This window comes from Bacillus sp. FSL W7-1354 (assembly GCF_038002405.1).
Classification (GTDB): domain Bacteria; phylum Bacillota; class Bacilli; order Bacillales; family Bacillaceae; genus Bacillus; species Bacillus paralicheniformis.
The window spans coordinates 1,487,389-1,501,006 of record NZ_JBBOCL010000001.1; the positions used below are offsets into that span (position 1 = coordinate 1,487,389).

General features: G+C 47.2%; 17 protein-coding genes. 2 read left to right on the plus strand and 15 right to left on the minus strand.

Annotated elements, in window-relative coordinates; all coding sequences use genetic code 11:
- The 10 genes from ccsB to MKZ04_RS07655 form a co-directional block, all read right to left on the minus strand.
- Positions 1-1,176, minus strand: coding sequence for a c-type cytochrome biogenesis protein CcsB (ccsB, locus tag MKZ04_RS07610; RefSeq protein WP_020452000.1), 1,176 nt, complete (start codon positions 1,174-1,176; stop codon positions 1-3).
- 12 nt (positions 1,177-1,188) lie between these two features.
- Complete coding sequence (resB, locus tag MKZ04_RS07615; RefSeq protein ID WP_023857483.1) at positions 1,189-2,829, minus strand: cytochrome c biogenesis protein ResB; 1,641 nt, start codon at positions 2,827-2,829, stop codon at positions 1,189-1,191.
- Positions 2,829-3,365 carry a thiol-disulfide oxidoreductase ResA gene (resA, locus tag MKZ04_RS07620; RefSeq protein WP_341047095.1) on the minus strand — a complete coding sequence of 179 codons (537 nt, stop codon included), beginning with the start codon at positions 3,363-3,365 and terminating at the stop codon, positions 2,829-2,831. Before resA ends, resB begins: the two co-directional genes overlap by 1 nt.
- A gap of 84 nt (positions 3,366-3,449) precedes the next feature.
- Positions 3,450-4,184, minus strand: coding sequence for a 23S rRNA pseudouridine(2605) synthase RluB (rluB, locus tag MKZ04_RS07625; RefSeq protein WP_020452003.1), 735 nt, complete (start codon positions 4,182-4,184; stop codon positions 3,450-3,452).
- Positions 4,185-4,343: 159 nt separating this feature from the next.
- Positions 4,344-4,880: a spore maturation protein gene (locus MKZ04_RS07630; RefSeq protein WP_023857485.1), complete on the minus strand. Its 537-nt coding sequence runs from the start codon at positions 4,878-4,880 to the stop codon at positions 4,344-4,346.
- A gap of 4 nt (positions 4,881-4,884) precedes the next feature.
- Positions 4,885-5,472, minus strand: a complete 588-nt coding sequence (locus tag MKZ04_RS07635; protein WP_020452005.1) for a nucleoside recognition domain-containing protein — start codon at positions 5,470-5,472, stop codon at positions 4,885-4,887.
- Positions 5,460-6,614, minus strand: coding sequence for a D-alanyl-D-alanine carboxypeptidase family protein (locus tag MKZ04_RS07640; RefSeq protein ID WP_023857486.1), 1,155 nt, complete (start codon positions 6,612-6,614; stop codon positions 5,460-5,462). Before MKZ04_RS07640 ends, MKZ04_RS07635 begins: the two co-directional genes overlap by 13 nt.
- A gap of 153 nt (positions 6,615-6,767) precedes the next feature.
- On the minus strand, positions 6,768-7,259 hold the full coding sequence (locus MKZ04_RS07645) for a YpuI family protein (protein WP_023857487.1): 492 nt from the start codon (positions 7,257-7,259) through the stop codon (positions 6,768-6,770).
- A 114-nt stretch (positions 7,260-7,373) separates the two neighbouring features.
- The gene (gene scpB, locus MKZ04_RS07650) at positions 7,374-7,967 is read right to left on the minus strand and encodes an SMC-Scp complex subunit ScpB (protein WP_341045630.1); all 594 of its coding nucleotides are present in this window, start codon (positions 7,965-7,967) and stop codon (positions 7,374-7,376) included.
- The gene (locus tag MKZ04_RS07655; protein WP_079289509.1) at positions 7,957-8,712 is read right to left on the minus strand and encodes a segregation/condensation protein A; all 756 of its coding nucleotides are present in this window, start codon (positions 8,710-8,712) and stop codon (positions 7,957-7,959) included. Before MKZ04_RS07655 ends, scpB begins: the two co-directional genes overlap by 11 nt.
- Positions 8,713-8,894: 182 nt before the next feature.
- On the opposite strand from MKZ04_RS07655, the gene MKZ04_RS07660 reads away from it, so the two are divergent.
- Both MKZ04_RS07660 and MKZ04_RS07665 read left to right on the plus strand, forming a co-directional pair.
- Positions 8,895-8,990, plus strand: coding sequence for a YjcZ family sporulation protein (locus MKZ04_RS07660; RefSeq protein WP_003183108.1), 96 nt, complete (start codon positions 8,895-8,897; stop codon positions 8,988-8,990).
- Between the two features lie 119 nt (positions 8,991-9,109).
- The gene (locus MKZ04_RS07665) at positions 9,110-9,631 is read left to right on the plus strand and encodes a DUF309 domain-containing protein (RefSeq protein ID WP_035338489.1); all 522 of its coding nucleotides are present in this window, start codon (positions 9,110-9,112) and stop codon (positions 9,629-9,631) included.
- A 10-nt stretch (positions 9,632-9,641) separates the two neighbouring features.
- Here the strand turns inward: MKZ04_RS07665 and MKZ04_RS07670 are convergent, their stop codons facing one another.
- The 5 genes from MKZ04_RS07670 to ribD all read right to left on the minus strand — a co-directional run bounded on the left by MKZ04_RS07670 (position 9,642) and on the right by ribD (position 13,582).
- Positions 9,642-10,016, minus strand: coding sequence for a GNAT family N-acetyltransferase (locus tag MKZ04_RS07670; RefSeq protein WP_020452011.1), 375 nt, complete (start codon positions 10,014-10,016; stop codon positions 9,642-9,644).
- A gap of 101 nt (positions 10,017-10,117) precedes the next feature.
- Positions 10,118-10,582, minus strand: a complete 465-nt coding sequence (gene ribH / locus MKZ04_RS07675; RefSeq protein ID WP_003183115.1) for a 6,7-dimethyl-8-ribityllumazine synthase — start codon at positions 10,580-10,582, stop codon at positions 10,118-10,120.
- 34 nt (positions 10,583-10,616) lie between these two features.
- Positions 10,617-11,813: a bifunctional 3,4-dihydroxy-2-butanone-4-phosphate synthase/GTP cyclohydrolase II gene (locus tag MKZ04_RS07680; protein ID WP_020452012.1), complete on the minus strand. Its 1,197-nt coding sequence runs from the start codon at positions 11,811-11,813 to the stop codon at positions 10,617-10,619.
- A gap of 21 nt (positions 11,814-11,834) precedes the next feature.
- A complete protein-coding gene (gene ribE / locus MKZ04_RS07685) occupies positions 11,835-12,482 on the minus strand; it encodes a riboflavin synthase (protein WP_023857491.1) in 648 nt (215 codons plus the stop codon).
- 11 nt (positions 12,483-12,493) lie between these two features.
- Positions 12,494-13,582, minus strand: coding sequence for a bifunctional diaminohydroxyphosphoribosylaminopyrimidine deaminase/5-amino-6-(5-phosphoribosylamino)uracil reductase RibD (ribD, locus tag MKZ04_RS07690; protein WP_020452014.1), 1,089 nt, complete (start codon positions 13,580-13,582; stop codon positions 12,494-12,496).
- Positions 13,583-13,618: the final 36 nt, after the last annotated feature.

The following is a 13,618-nucleotide window of genomic DNA, read 5'->3' on the forward strand; positions in this document are numbered from 1 at the left end:
TCATGCATAAGAGTGAAGTCCAGCGATGACAAGGTTTACAAAAATAAGATTAAACATAATAATGGCAAAACCGATAACGGCAAGCCACGCCGATTTTTCGCCGTGCCAGCCTCTTGAAAGCCTGAGATGCAGATAAGCTGCATAAAACAAAAATGTAATCAGCGCCCAGACTTCTTTCGGATCCCAGCCCCAGAATCTGCTCCATGCCAGCTGTGCCCATATCATTGCGAAAATAAGCGCGCCAAGCGTAAAAACCGGAAAGCCGATCGAAACGGATCGATAGCCGATTTCATCGACAAGGTCAAGGTTCACATTTTTCACGAGCGGCTGAAGAAGCTGACTGATGCGTTTTCTGATGATCAGCCTGATGACACCGTAAAGCAATGCGCCGGTTCCAAACGACCAGAGAACCGTATTCAGCTTCCGTCCTGAAAAAATAGGCGGCACATTGACAAGCGGCTCCATTCTCTCCTCTGTTAAAAGTTCGCCTTTGTTCGGCCCGATCAGAGCGGGAAGCTCGTAAATCATGACGTCTTCCTGGTTGTCTTTATCAATCCACTTGAACTGCGCTTCATAGCCCCCAATGCGGAATGAGGTCGTGACAAGGATAAACGCGAGCGTTGTCACGAGCATAAACATGACAAATTCGAGCCAGAACGTTTTTTTGCCAGGCTGTGACTGATCCACATGCTTGAGCAGAAAGATCACGCCGGCGACAAAGCTGATGGCGAGAATCGCCTGGCCGAGAGCTGCAGTCGTAACATGAATATAAAGCCAGTTGCTTTGAAGCGACGGAATCAGCGGTGTGATATCGGTCGGAAACATGCTGGCATATGCGATTAACAGCAGGACAACGGGCAGTGTAAACAGCCCCAAAGCAGACAGCTTGTAAATAAAGTAGATGATGATGAACGCCAGAACGAGCATCATGCTGAAAGCAGTTGTAAATTCGAAAAGATTGCTGACCGGTGCGTGTCCGGAAACGATCCATCTCGCAATAAAATATCCAAACTGGCATACAAATCCGATGATCGTGATCAACACTGCGATCGACGCCCAGCGGTTCTTCTTCTTCCGGTCTGAAGCCTTGCTCCTGATGGAGCCGCCAAAAAAGAAGACCGCTGAGAGATACAAGAGAAATGCCGCGTACAATAAATTGCCGCTTAACTCTGCCATGAAAACCCCTCCCTATGCTGGCCGTTTATTTTTTTCCTTTGACAGTTCTTTTTGATCGGCCGGTTCGGATATCCCCGTATCCTCAAGTACGGCCTTCAAGTCCTGTTTCAGCCCGTACCAGTTTTTATTCGTATGTCCGGCGACGAGCACATGCCCGTCCAGCGTTCTGAGCCAGATCCTTCTGTGGTGCCAGTACATCCCCTGGATGACGCCGATCATAAAGATGGCGCCGCCGACCATGAGCACCCACAAAGTCAAATCTTTTCTAATGGTGAGGCCTGAGAGATTTTTCGTTTCGACGTGGTCAAACTTCATTTTGTATTTATTGTCGTCAGAACCTTCGATTGTTTCCTGAATCGCAACGAAACTCTTTTCTCCTTTAGGCTTATCCGGGGCGGTGATCTGGAATACAAAAGCCGGATTGTTCGGATTCCTCGTTTTCGTGCTCGGCTCCCCGTCTTTGTTAAAATAAAAGTCCGGCAGGTAGCTTGCAATATGAACTTTGTAACCGTTGCCAAGATCATATTCCGGCTTCGGCTCCAAGAGGTTGATTGCCACTTTGCCGAAAGATTTCCCGCTGTCTTTTTCAATCAGCTGAAAGACCATTTTGTCGAGCTCGCCTTCCTTGTAAGTCAGCTGATAGAGTGCATATGAACCGAATTTCAGCGGGTCATTGACCCTGATCTTGCCGCTTTTCACTTTCTTCAATTCAGGCGCTTCACCCGGGAGACTGTCATTTTTTCTTTCATATAGTTCAACATCGGTTTGATATGTTTTTGCGACAGTACCGTCACCTGCTTTAGTAATCGCCTCTGAAAATACTTCTTTTTCTTTTTCACTGTCGTACATTTCTTTTGTAAACCGGTTGTTTTTCAAGTAGTAATGGCCGTCAGTTCCCGGGATGGGCACGGTCTCCCCTTCCCTGATCCAAAGGGTTTCGTCGACATACATGCCCGGAACAAATCTGAGCATGACACCGATGAGGAATATGATCAGCCCGATATGGTTCACATATGGGCCCCATCTTGAAAAACGGCCTTTTTCCGCAAACAGGTTTCCGTTTTCTTCTTTGACTCGGTATCGTTTTTTCTTCAGTTTACCGACGATTTGTGATCTGGTGTCTTCAGACATGTCCGCTTCCGTCCGGCTGAAAAGGCGCTGCCTCTCCATAAAGTTCGGATTTCTCGTGACGCCCTGATTTTTCAGCGCCCTGTACAAAGGAACGACCCTGTCAAGGCTGCAGATCACAAGCGATATGCCGATTGAAGCAACCAGAACAATAAACCACCATGAACCGTAAAGATTGTGGAAACCGAGAGTATAATAGATTTGTCCGAGAAGCCCGTATTGTTCGCTGTAGTATGTATCAGCCTGCGCACCCGGCGGCAGGAACATTTCCTGCGGGAAAATCGTTCCAAAAGCAGATGCTGTCAGCGTAATGACGATCAGCCAGACGCCGACCTTTACAGACGAAAAGAAATTCCATATTTTATCTACGATTGTTTTGTTATATGTTTGAGAGCGTCTCGCACTTCCGTCATACCGCATGTCAAGGAGTTTGGCATCCTGTTTGACGAGCGGCTTTCCGCACGATTCACACAAAACGGTGCCCGTCGGATTCACATGGCCGCATTCGCATTTGATTTCTTTCATCATGACGATCCCTCTGGTTTGATCATATTCATATAATCATGGATCATTCGTTCTGTCATCGTGCCAGACACGACTTTGACAATCTCTCCGTCAGGATTGATCAAAAACGTGGTCGGCAGCGGTGTGACATCGTATGCGTTCAGAACCTGCCTGTCTTTATCAAGCACAACCGGAAAATTGACGCCGTAGTCTTTCATAAAGTTTCGGACGGCAAGGTTTGATTCGCCGACATTGACGGCGACGATTTCAACCCCTTGATCCTTAAACACTTTATATTGATTCGCCATGTAAGGAAATTCTCTTTTGCATGGTTCGCACCATGTTCCCCAAAAGTTTAAAAATACCCCTTTGCCTTTTAACTCGTTCAGCTTGAGACGGTTGCCGTCAACATCCTCCAGCGAAAAATTGGGAGCTTTTTCCCCCACCGCCACACTCTCCGTCTTTTGAAACACGGCGCTGTACAGCGTGTAGCCAAGCGCTGCAAGCAGCACAAGGAGGATGCCTGTCCGAATGTAAAAACGCTTTTTTTTCATAATCCGCCCCCTCATTTAGACATTCAGTATCATTATATCATCTCATGACTGCCTGCCATTTGCCTTTTTTGAAGGTTGTGTGAAAATTTAGAAAGCCGCTTTACCGTGTTCAGCCAATGCCCTGAGCCTTTTCACTTCATGAGGCGTGAGCTCTCTTTTTTCCCCGGTTTTCAAGCCTGCCAGGTTCAAAAAAGCGTACTCTTCCCTTTTCAGCTTGAGCACTTCGTGTCCGATGGCTTCAAACATTCTCCTGACCTGACGGTTTCGCCCTTCATGGATTGTGATTTGGACGATGCTAGTCTGCTTTTTCTTATCGAGTGACAAAAGCTTCACTTTTGCCGGAGCTGTCTTTCCTTCCTCAAGGCGTACGCCCCGCTCAAGTTTTTTTAAATTCTCCTTTAAAGGAATGCCTTTCAGCTTTGCCACATACGTTTTATTAATTTCGTATTTCGGGTGCATCAATTTATTGGCGAAGTCCCCGTCATTCGTTAACAATAAGAGGCCGCTTGTATCATAATCAAGCCTTCCGATCGGATAAATCCGCTCCTCCACCTCTGTGAAAAAGTCGGTCACAACTTTCCGGCCTTTATCGTCTTTAACCGCTGATATAACCCCTCTCGGTTTATACAGGAGAAAATAAACGGGTTCTTCGCTTTCAAGCTGGACGCCGTTTACCTCGATCCGGTCTGAGCTTGATACTTTAACGCCGAGCTCTCTGACGGTTTTGCCGTTGACCGTGACTTTCCCTTCTTTTATAAGTTCCTCCGCCTTTCGCCTTGATGCAATACCGGCGTGGGCGATTACTTTTTGAAGTCGTTCCATATCTTTCACCTCATGTATTATCTTACTTTTTTCCAGACCAACAAACAAGTTTGCGGGCGCCTTCTTCCTTAGGAAAGAAGCACTCCGCCCTTAAATGTATCCTTTCTCACGTCAAAAGTAAAACAGTTTTGGCTAGAAAAGCAAAAAAGCGCCTGTTGATCAGGCGCTTCCAAACAGCAATGTTACAATAATCACAGACGCGATAATCCCCGCTAAATCAGCAAGCAGTCCCACTTTTAAAGCATCCCCCATTTTCTTGATTCCGACCGCGCCGAAATAGACGGTCAAAACATACAGCGTCGTGTCTGTCGATCCCTGCATGACAGAGGCCAGCCGGCCGATGAACGAATCGGGTCCGTAAACTGCGATTAAATCGGTCGTCATGCCGAGCGCCGCCGTTCCCGAAATCGGCCGGATCAGAGCCAGCGGAACCACTTCCGTCGGAATTCCCACGGCGGAAAATACCGGCTTTAAAAGATTCATAAAAAAATCGAGCGCCCCTGAAGCACGGAAAACGGTGATCGCTACAAGCATACCGACCAAATAAGGGATAATGGAAAACGCAATTTGGATTCCTTCCTTCCCTCCCTCAACAAACGCTTCATAAGTCGGGACTTTTTTGAATGTACCATACAGCAGAATCGTGGCGATGATAAACGGGATAAGGGCCAGAGAAAGCCAATTGATGAATTCCAAATGCTCACCCCTTCTTTTTTCTTCTATAATAAAAGTATCGGTCGATGAAGATCGCAAAGATTCCCGATATTAAAGTCGCCAAAATGGTCGGCCCGACGATGTCTGTCGGCGCCTTTGCATCATATGTCATCCTGACCGCGATGACGGTCGTCGGAATCAACGTAATGCTTGACGTATTGACCGCCAGAAAGGTGATCATTGAGCGGCTCGCTTCCCTGCGGTTCCGGTTGAGCGCCTTCATCTGTTCCATTGCTTTAATGCCGAGCGGTGTCGCCGCATTGCCCAATCCGAAAAAGTTGGCCATTAAATTGGATAAAATATACCCCATCGCCGGATGATCCGGAGGGATCTCGGGAAACAGCTTTGAAATGAACGGCCGGCACAACCTGCTGAATTTTTCGAGAAGCCCGGATTGTTCGGCGATTTTCATCAGCCCCAGCCAAAAAACAAGGACGCTCATCAGGCCGATCGAAATCGTGACAGCTTCCTTCGAACCTTTAAATACGGCCTCATTGACTTCCTGAACCGTTCCGTTGAAAAGCGCAAACACCAGACCGATCACCGTTAAGCCGACCCAGATTATATTGACCATGATGAACCGCCTGCCGCTTTTTGGAATACGGATTGAAAGGTCTCGAAAAACGATTTTTTCGGCTTTTTGTTGCGTTCGTTTTCATAATAGATCGGTACACTTGCAATCGTTTTTCCGTTGAACATGACGTTCATTTCCCCGATGATGTCCGGGATTTCTTTTTTGTTTTTACGCCACGATTTTTTCGGTTTAAGAAGCTCGATGTCAACCTTCACGTCTTCTTTTTCATCTTCGTTTAACAAATATGTGACATCCCGTTTAATAAAAGCTTTATTCCCGTAAAAAGAGTCTTTTAATTTCGGAACCTCGCCTTTTTTGGCGATGATATATGTTTTGTAGTGGCCGTATACATAGTTGAACATGTTCATATGATCATTCCAGTCGTCAGGGGCATTGATGGTGACGGCGATCAAATCGGTTCCGTCTTTCGATGAAGTGGAGACGAGCGTGCGCTTCGCCAGCTTGGTATATCCCGTCTTCCCGCCTGTACTGTATTCGTAAAGCCCTGTTAAAAGCTTGTTTTTATTTCTCCAGATGCCTTGCATCGTTTCTGCCTTATAGCGCTTCGTTCCGGCGATTTTTTGGTACGTTTCGTTTGTCATCGCATATTTCGTCAAAAGCGCCATATCATAGGCCGAGGAATAGTGGTCAGGGTGATCATCGAGTCCGTGCGGATTGCGGAACAGGGTGTTTTCCATGCCAAGGTCGGCCGCTTTTTGATTCATCATGTAGACAAACCCTTCCAGGCTTCCGCCCACATGCTCAGCAATCGCAACGGCTGCGTCATTTCCCGATCTCAGCATCAAACCGTAAACAAGGTCCTTGAGCTTCACCTTTTGCCCGCTTGTCAAATAGATTGATGATCCCTCCGTTTTGACCGCCCTGTCGCTGACCGTGACTGTCTCATCCAATTTGCCCGATTCCACGGCCAAAATGGCTGTCATAATCTTCGTAATGCTTGCAATGCGCCGTTTTTCATGCTCATCCTTCGCAAACAATACCCGTCCGGATTGCCCGTCCATGACAATCGCGCTTCTTGCGCTGACATGAAGGGAAGGCTGTGCTTCAGCGATTTGGTATGAAGAGCATAAAAGAGAGCATATGATGATGGCTGCTGCAGCCTGTTTTAGAAAAAAGCGCATTTTTTCTCACGTCCTTGTGGTTGTTTGTACAAGTTTATGCGCTTGTCTTTCCGTTATGAACACCAATTGGATGATTCCCCGAGAAAAATCTCAAGCAACATTAAAACTCCCCCTTTCATGAAAGGGGGAGTTCCGGCACACGGTTCATTTAAGCTATGATCTCGGCTGAACCATCTTCATCCGATAGTCAGTCGCATAGTATTCCAATTCTTCTCTCATCGATTGATATTCTGTTTCAAGCGAAGCCATCAAATTTTTTAATGAGGCCGGCGCTGGTTCGTGAAAGCAAATGGCGTTTTTTCCCGTGTAGGCCGCTCTGCTGTCTTCGTACCAAGTATCTTTTTTCGGTGTAAAAAATTCTTCTATGCATCGATGATAGATCTGATAGAGCGTCCTTTCGGCGGCAGCGTCCTGAAAAGGAACCTGCTTCAGCCTGATTCGGCAAGCCAGAAGCCCTTCTTCACAGTAAACCGCCAGTTTTCTCAAGTTGCTGAGGACATCGCGATAATAATCTCTGCTCCCGGGCTCTTCGGCTTCAAGGGATGAGAGCGTCGTTTCGTTTAAATAATCGCTTAGCGTCTGAACGGTCTGTGCTAAAAATTCGCCTGCCTGCTCGGTTTGGGCTCTTGCCATAGATTTTCCCATTGGTGTCGGCACCCTCTCCTCATCGCTTTGTTACAATCGTATTCTTTCATGCATGAAATTAAACATAAAAAATACGATAATATATATTATCATACTTCGGTCCTTAAGGTGAGTCTATTTTAAATCTTCGAACGTCTGGTTAAAGTTCTCAAAGAACAGATCGGCTTCTTCCTGAACCCCGTCTTCTTCTACATTTTCGGGCAGCGGCGGAAGCTCTTCAAGCGTTTTTAAGCCGAATTGTTCAAGAAATGTTTCGGTTGTACCGTACAAGATTGCCCTGCCCGGTCCGTCCGCCCGGCCTACTTCGCACAACAGCGCTTTTACGACAAGGCTCTGGAGAATCCGTTCAGATTTGACCCCTCTGATCTCCTCGACTTCCGCTCTCGTAATCGGCTGCTTATATGAGACGATGGCCAAAACTTCGAGGGCAGCCTGAGAAAGCCCTTTTGAAGGGGCTTCAATCAGCTTTTTCAAATAGACGGCGAATTCTTTTTTGGTCGAAAGCATGTACGTATCCGCGTACTCGACAAGCTCGATGCCCCTGTCTTCTTTTTCATAGGTTTCTTTGACATCGAGCATAATATCCTGAAGCTCGGCTTCATCGATCTCCAAAACGGATAATAGCTGTTTTTTTGTCAGGCCCTCGTCGCCGGCGGCATACAAAAGCGCTTCGACAATGGCTTTCCAATTCACGATATCAAGCGTCATGAATCGCTTCACTCCCTGTTATGTAAATGTCTGAAAAGTTGTGTTCCTGCTCAATGATGATCAGCTGGTTTTTCATCAGCTCCAAAATCGCCAAAAACGTCACAACGAGATGCTCTTTCTGTTCGTATGGGAACAGTTCCATAAAATGCATCCTTTGACGGGACGATTTCAAACAATCGACGATTTGCGTCATTCGTTCTTCTATCGGTATTTCCTGTCTTGAAATTCTAGTTTCAGACGGCCGGTTGATTTTTTTGCGGTTCAGCACCTTTTGAAACGCCCCGAGCATGTCGTAAACGGTGACGGACAGCTTTTGCTCGCTGAGTTTGATTTCCTTGGCATAGTCGCTTAAATCGCTCGGCGGCTTCGCGAATGCTTTTTGCCGCTCTTCCTCGCGCTCCTTCAAATTTTGCGCGGCACTTTTGTATTTTCTGTACTCTATTAATTTTTCAATCAATTCTTCTCTCGGGTCCTCTTCCTCCTCGAGAAACTCTTCGTCAAACAGCTCCTCTTCCTGCTTTGGAAGGAGCATTCGGCTTTTAATGCTGAGAAGGGTCGCAGCCATCACCAAATATTCACTGGCCACGTCGAGCTCAAGTTCGCGCATCGTATGCACATATAATAAATACTGCTCGGTTATCTTCGCAACAGGTATGTCATAAATGTCTATTTCAAGGCGGTTGATTAAGTGCAGCAGCAGATCCAGCGGCCCTTCAAACGCCTCGATTTTCACCTGATATTCCATGTTCATTTCTCACCATTTTCAAAATCGCTTCTAAGCCGGCTAAAACTGGCTACCCTTTAGTATAAATTACGCGTCTGCATGAAGTCCAATATAATTTAAGAAGCTTTGGCATTCGCCTATACGATTTGAGCGTATGCTGCATAGAATACTGTGTAAAATCTTAAACCTGAGGAGGGAACAACATGGGAGGTAAAGGCTTCGGCTACGGCGGAGGATTTGCTTTGATTGTCGTTCTGTTTATTTTGTTGATTATTGTAGGAGCGGCATGGATCTATTAACATAAAAATGAGAAGCGTCCGTTACCCGGGCGCTTTTTTCATAGCCTGGATATATCTCCATTTTTCCTCCGTTCCGTTCTTATGATACACTTTAACGGAAACTTAAAGGAGGATGTCAGATGTATCCCCAAGCTTATATCGATTACCTGGCCGAATTCCACGGGTCAAGGGATTATTTTGAATGCCACGAAATTTTAGAAGACCATTGGAAAAAGGACAATCCCGGCGAGCGGAAATCATACTGGGTTGGATTGATTCAGCTGGCAGTCGCACTCTATCATCAGCGGAGAAACAATTTTGCCGGTGCAGAGAGATTAATGGCGAACAGCATCCGCATCCTGGTGTCCGAAAAAGACGCAGTCGAATCGCTCGGATTGGATTACAGCCGCTTCATCAAGCTGTTAAGGAAGACTTACCAAAAAATTAAAGCCCATTCTCCTTATGAAAGCATCATGCTTCCAATCACAGATGAATCTTTGATCAAAGCATGCCGGAAACAATGTGAAAAAAAGTCGTATGAGTGGGGAGCAAACGATCCACCGGACGCCTTCATCATTGATAAACACCTGCTGAGAGACCGGACTGAAGTGGTTGCCGAGAGGGAAAAACAAATCGAACGGCGAAAAAAGAGCAGAGGCTAGAAGCCTCTGCTCATTGGTTATATGTGATGTCTTCATTTTCGTGATCCTGACAGCGCTCAAAGAATCCTTTAGTTAATTCATTCGGAACCAGCGGTTTAGGTGCAAACATTTGCGAAATGGCCGACACCATTTTTTTGCCGATTCCTTGATGACGGTGAGACGGGTTTACACTGATATGCTTGATCTCGACTTCTTCTTCTCTTTTCTCTACTCCTACACAGCCGACAATATCCTCGCCTTCTTTCCATAGGAACAGCTGCCTTTCAGTGTCCGTTTCATAGTCTTTAATTGTCTGCTGAAGCTGCTTGACGTCCTTCTCATTCGGCATAAACGAAAGGAGCCCCATCGCAATCTTTTCGAATGACTTTTTATAACGAATTAACATAAATACCCCTCAATATATCAAAATGTGGATCTAACGAAGGCTAGTCGCTTCACATCACATTATAAACATTTTTATAACCTTTTTAAACTCTTTTTCGGTAATTATTGAAGCGACCGGGTCAGGTTCGCCATTTCAATCGCTGCCGCGGCAGCTTCTGCACCTTTATTTCCGGCTTTTGTTCCGGCGCGTTCTACCGCCTGCTCGATCGTGTCTGTCGTCAATACGCCGAAGATCACCGGAACGCCTGTTGACATGCTGCTCGCCGCAATCCCCTTTGCCGCTTCATTGCAGACATAGTCATAGTGGCTTGTCGCTCCTCTAATGACCGTGCCCAGTGTAATCACGGCGTCGTATTTTTTCGTTTCAGCCATTTTTTTGGCGATCAGCGGAATCTCGAATGCTCCGGGAACCCAGGCGACATCAATATCATCAGCTTTGACCCCATGTCTCAACAGCGTATCTTCTGCACCGCTTAGAAGTTTGCTTGTAATAAAATCGTTGAACCTTGACACAACGATCCCAATTTTCAAATCTGTTCCAATTACATGACCTTCTATTTTATTCATATGAATCCCGTCCTTTTTTGTGATTGATTTTAGTTTAAAAATGAAGCATATGCCCCAATTTTGATTTTTTCGTTTTTAAGTACTTTTCATTGTCTTTTTTTGTCTCCATCTGCAGCGGCACCCTGTCTGCGATCGTCAGTCCGTAGCCTTCGAGACCGGCAATCTTTCGCGGATTGTTCGTCAGCAGCTTCATTTGTTTCACGCCGAGGTCTCTTAAAATTTGGGCGCCGATCCCGTAGTTGCGAAGATCTGGGAGAAAACCGAGCTTTTCATTAGCCTGCACGGTGTCATATCCTTCTTCCTGCAGTTTATAAGCTTTCAGTTTATTGATTAAGCCGATTCCTCTTCCTTCCTGTCTCAAATAAAGGAGCACGCCCCGGCCCGCTTGTTCGATTTGCGCGAGTGCGGCAGCAAGCTGCGGGCCGCAGTCGCAGCGGTAAGAGCCGAAAACATCGCCCGTCAGGCATTCTGAGTGTACGCGGACAAGGACAGGCTCGTCTCCGAAAGGTATATCGCCTTTGACGAGTGCTATATGTTCCTTGTCATCGATTTCGTTTGTATAGCCGTAAACCTTGAATGTGCCGAATTCGGAAGGCAGCGTAATCTTCACTTCTCGGTTGATCAGCGTTCCCTTGCTGTAGCGGTATTCGATCAAATCTTTAATCGTAATCATTTTCAAGTCGTGCTGGTCGGCTATTTTTTTGAGTTCAGGCACCCTTGCCATCGTGCCGTCTTCATTCATGATTTCGCAGATGACGCCGGCCGGCGCGGAACCGCACGCCTCCGCAAGGTCAACGGCCGCCTCCGTATGTCCGGCTCTTTTTAAAACGCCGCCTGTTTTCGCAATCAAGGGGAAAATGTGCCCCGGTCTTTTAAAATCGCCCGGAAGCGCGTGATCATCAATCAACGACATGACGGTCAACGACCGCTCTTGAGCGCTGATCCCCGTCTTTGTATCGCGGTGATCCACACTGACCGTAAATGCCGTGTGATGAGAATCGGTATTTTCGTCCACCATCGGATGGAGGTCGAGCCGTGAAGCGATCTCTTCATTAAGCGGCGCGCAGATCAAACCCCTTCCGTGCGAAGCCATAAAGTTGATCACTTCAGGTGTTGCGTATTCTGCCAGCGCAACGAAATCGCCTTCGTTTTCCCTGTCCTCGTCATCGACCACGATGATGACTTTTCCTTGCTTCAAATCGCGTATCGCTTCTTCAATTGTGTGAAACATAGGCGCGCGGCCTCCTTTCATTTAAAACCCGTTTTCTTTAAAAAACGATTCAGTCAATGGCTTTGCCTGTTTGTCTTGTTTTGCTTGGTGGAGAAACCGGTAAATGTATTTGCCGATCATATCGCACTCGATGTTGACGATGCTTCCGGGCTTTTTTTCCGAAAAAATCGTTTCATCCAATGTGTGCGGGATAAGCGAGACTGTTACTTGATCTTCCGTCAGTCCAAAAATGGTGAGGCTGACGCCGTCTACGGCGATCGAACCTTTTAACACAAGCATTTTGGCCAGTGAAGGGTCAAGTTTTAAATCATAGTATACGGCGTTAGCCGCTTTTTCTATGCGCACGATAGACGCGGTGCCGTCGACATGCCCCGACACCATATGCCCGCCGAAGCGGCCGTTTGCCGCCATCGCCCGTTCAAGATTGACGCGGCTTCCTTTTTTTAATGTGCCGAGTGATGTTGCTTTCAGGGTTTCAAGCATGACATCCGCCGTGAAACTGCCGGAACCGAACTCATTTACGGTCAGGCAGACTCCGTTGACAGCAATGCTGTCGCCAAGCTTCACATCCTCGGTCACTTTGTTGGATTGGATGACTAAAGACATGGCGCTTCCCGCCTTTTTCATGTCCAAAATCATTCCGACTTCTTCAATGATGCCTGTAAACATATGCCACCGCCTTATTCTTTTATCGGTTTTGCCGCCAGCTTTATATCCTGGCCGATTTTGGTAATGGTTGTGAAATGCAGTAAGGGGACATCTTTCATCGATTGAAAGCCTTCACCGGAGAGGATGCTGGGAGATTGCAGCCCTCCGATTAATTTAGGGGCAAGATAGAAGATCATTTGCTGATAGAGTCCTTCTTTGACGAAGCTTGCGTGAACCGTCGCACCACCTTCGACAAAGACTGAAGCGATACCTCGGTCTGCAAGGTGCAGAAGCACGTCGCGCACCGGAAGTTCATCCGCATCCAGCACGGTTACCTGTACACCTTCTTTTTCCAGGTTCCGAACCTTTTCGGGATCTGCCTTGGACGTCGTGTAAATCCAGGTTGCCGCTGCTTTATCCTGAATGACTTTTGACTGAAGCGGGATTGACAGCGTCGTATCGAGAACGACACGCACCGGCTGATTCACTGCACCGGGGAGACGGCATGTCAAACTCGGGTCGTCTGCTTTTATTGTGCCCGATCCCACTAAAATACTCTGGTGGTTTTTTCGGTATTGGTGAGCGTCCATCCGCGCTTCTTCAGAAGTAATCCATTTGCTGTCGCCTGTTGCGGTAGCGGTTTTGCCGTCAAGGCTGGCAGCTGCTTTTAATGTCACATACGGAAGGCCTGTCCGCATAAAATGCATGAACTTTTCGTTCAGCTCTTCCGCCTGTTCTTTGAGAACGCCTGTTTCGACCTCGATCCCGGCGCTTCTCAGCATCCCGATTCCTCTTCCGGAAACGAGCGGATTCGGATCTTCGGCCGCCACGACTACCCGCTTCAAACCGGAACGGATAATCAGTTCCGCGCAAGGAGGCGTTTTGCCGTAATGGCTGCACGGTTCAAGCGTCACATAAATGACGGCTCCTTCCGCATGGCGGCCTGCCATTTGAATGGCGTGCACTTCTGCATGCGCTTCGCCGTATTTTAAATGAGCCCCCATTCCGACCACTTCACCGTCTTTGACGACAACGGCTCCGACAAGCGGATTGGCTCCTGTCTGACCTTCACCCTGCTTCGCAAGCTCCAATGCAAGATTCATATAATGCGCATCTGTCATGAATTTCCCTCCCTTCTTCCAAAAAAATAACCCCGG

Coding starts and splice junctions, on each gene's coding strand:
- MKZ04_RS07665 (WP_035338489.1), top strand. CDS start 9,110: ATGTATCCCCAAGCTTATATCGATTACCTGGCCGAATTCCACGGGTCA.
- MKZ04_RS07670 (WP_020452011.1), bottom strand. CDS start 10,016: ATGTTAATTCGTTATAAAAAGTCATTCGAAAAGATTGCGATGGGGCTC.
- ribH (WP_003183115.1), bottom strand. CDS start 10,582: ATGAATAAAATAGAAGGTCATGTAATTGGAACAGATTTGAAAATTGGG.
- MKZ04_RS07640 (WP_023857486.1), bottom strand. CDS start 6,614: ATGCGCTTTTTTCTAAAACAGGCTGCAGCAGCCATCATCATATGCTCT.
- rluB (WP_020452003.1), bottom strand. CDS start 4,184: ATGGAACGACTTCAAAAAGTAATCGCCCACGCCGGTATTGCATCAAGG.
- resB (WP_023857483.1), bottom strand. CDS start 2,829: ATGAAAGAAATCAAATGCGAATGCGGCCATGTGAATCCGACGGGCACC.
- scpB (WP_341045630.1), bottom strand. CDS start 7,967: ATGACGCTTGATATCGTGAATTGGAAAGCCATTGTCGAAGCGCTTTTG.
- MKZ04_RS07645 (WP_023857487.1), bottom strand. CDS start 7,259: ATGGGAAAATCTATGGCAAGAGCCCAAACCGAGCAGGCAGGCGAATTT.
- MKZ04_RS07680 (WP_020452012.1), bottom strand. CDS start 11,813: ATGTTTCACACAATTGAAGAAGCGATACGCGATTTGAAGCAAGGAAAA.
- ccsB (WP_020452000.1), bottom strand. CDS start 1,176: ATGGCAGAGTTAAGCGGCAATTTATTGTACGCGGCATTTCTCTTGTAT.
- MKZ04_RS07655 (WP_079289509.1), bottom strand. CDS start 8,712: ATGGAATATCAGGTGAAAATCGAGGCGTTTGAAGGGCCGCTGGATCTG.
- MKZ04_RS07660 (WP_003183108.1), top strand. CDS start 8,895: ATGGGAGGTAAAGGCTTCGGCTACGGCGGAGGATTTGCTTTGATTGTC.
- MKZ04_RS07635 (WP_020452005.1), bottom strand. CDS start 5,472: ATGGTCAATATAATCTGGGTCGGCTTAACGGTGATCGGTCTGGTGTTT.
- ribE (WP_023857491.1), bottom strand. CDS start 12,482: ATGTTTACAGGCATCATTGAAGAAGTCGGAATGATTTTGGACATGAAA.
- ribD (WP_020452014.1), bottom strand. CDS start 13,582: ATGACAGATGCGCATTATATGAATCTTGCATTGGAGCTTGCGAAGCAG.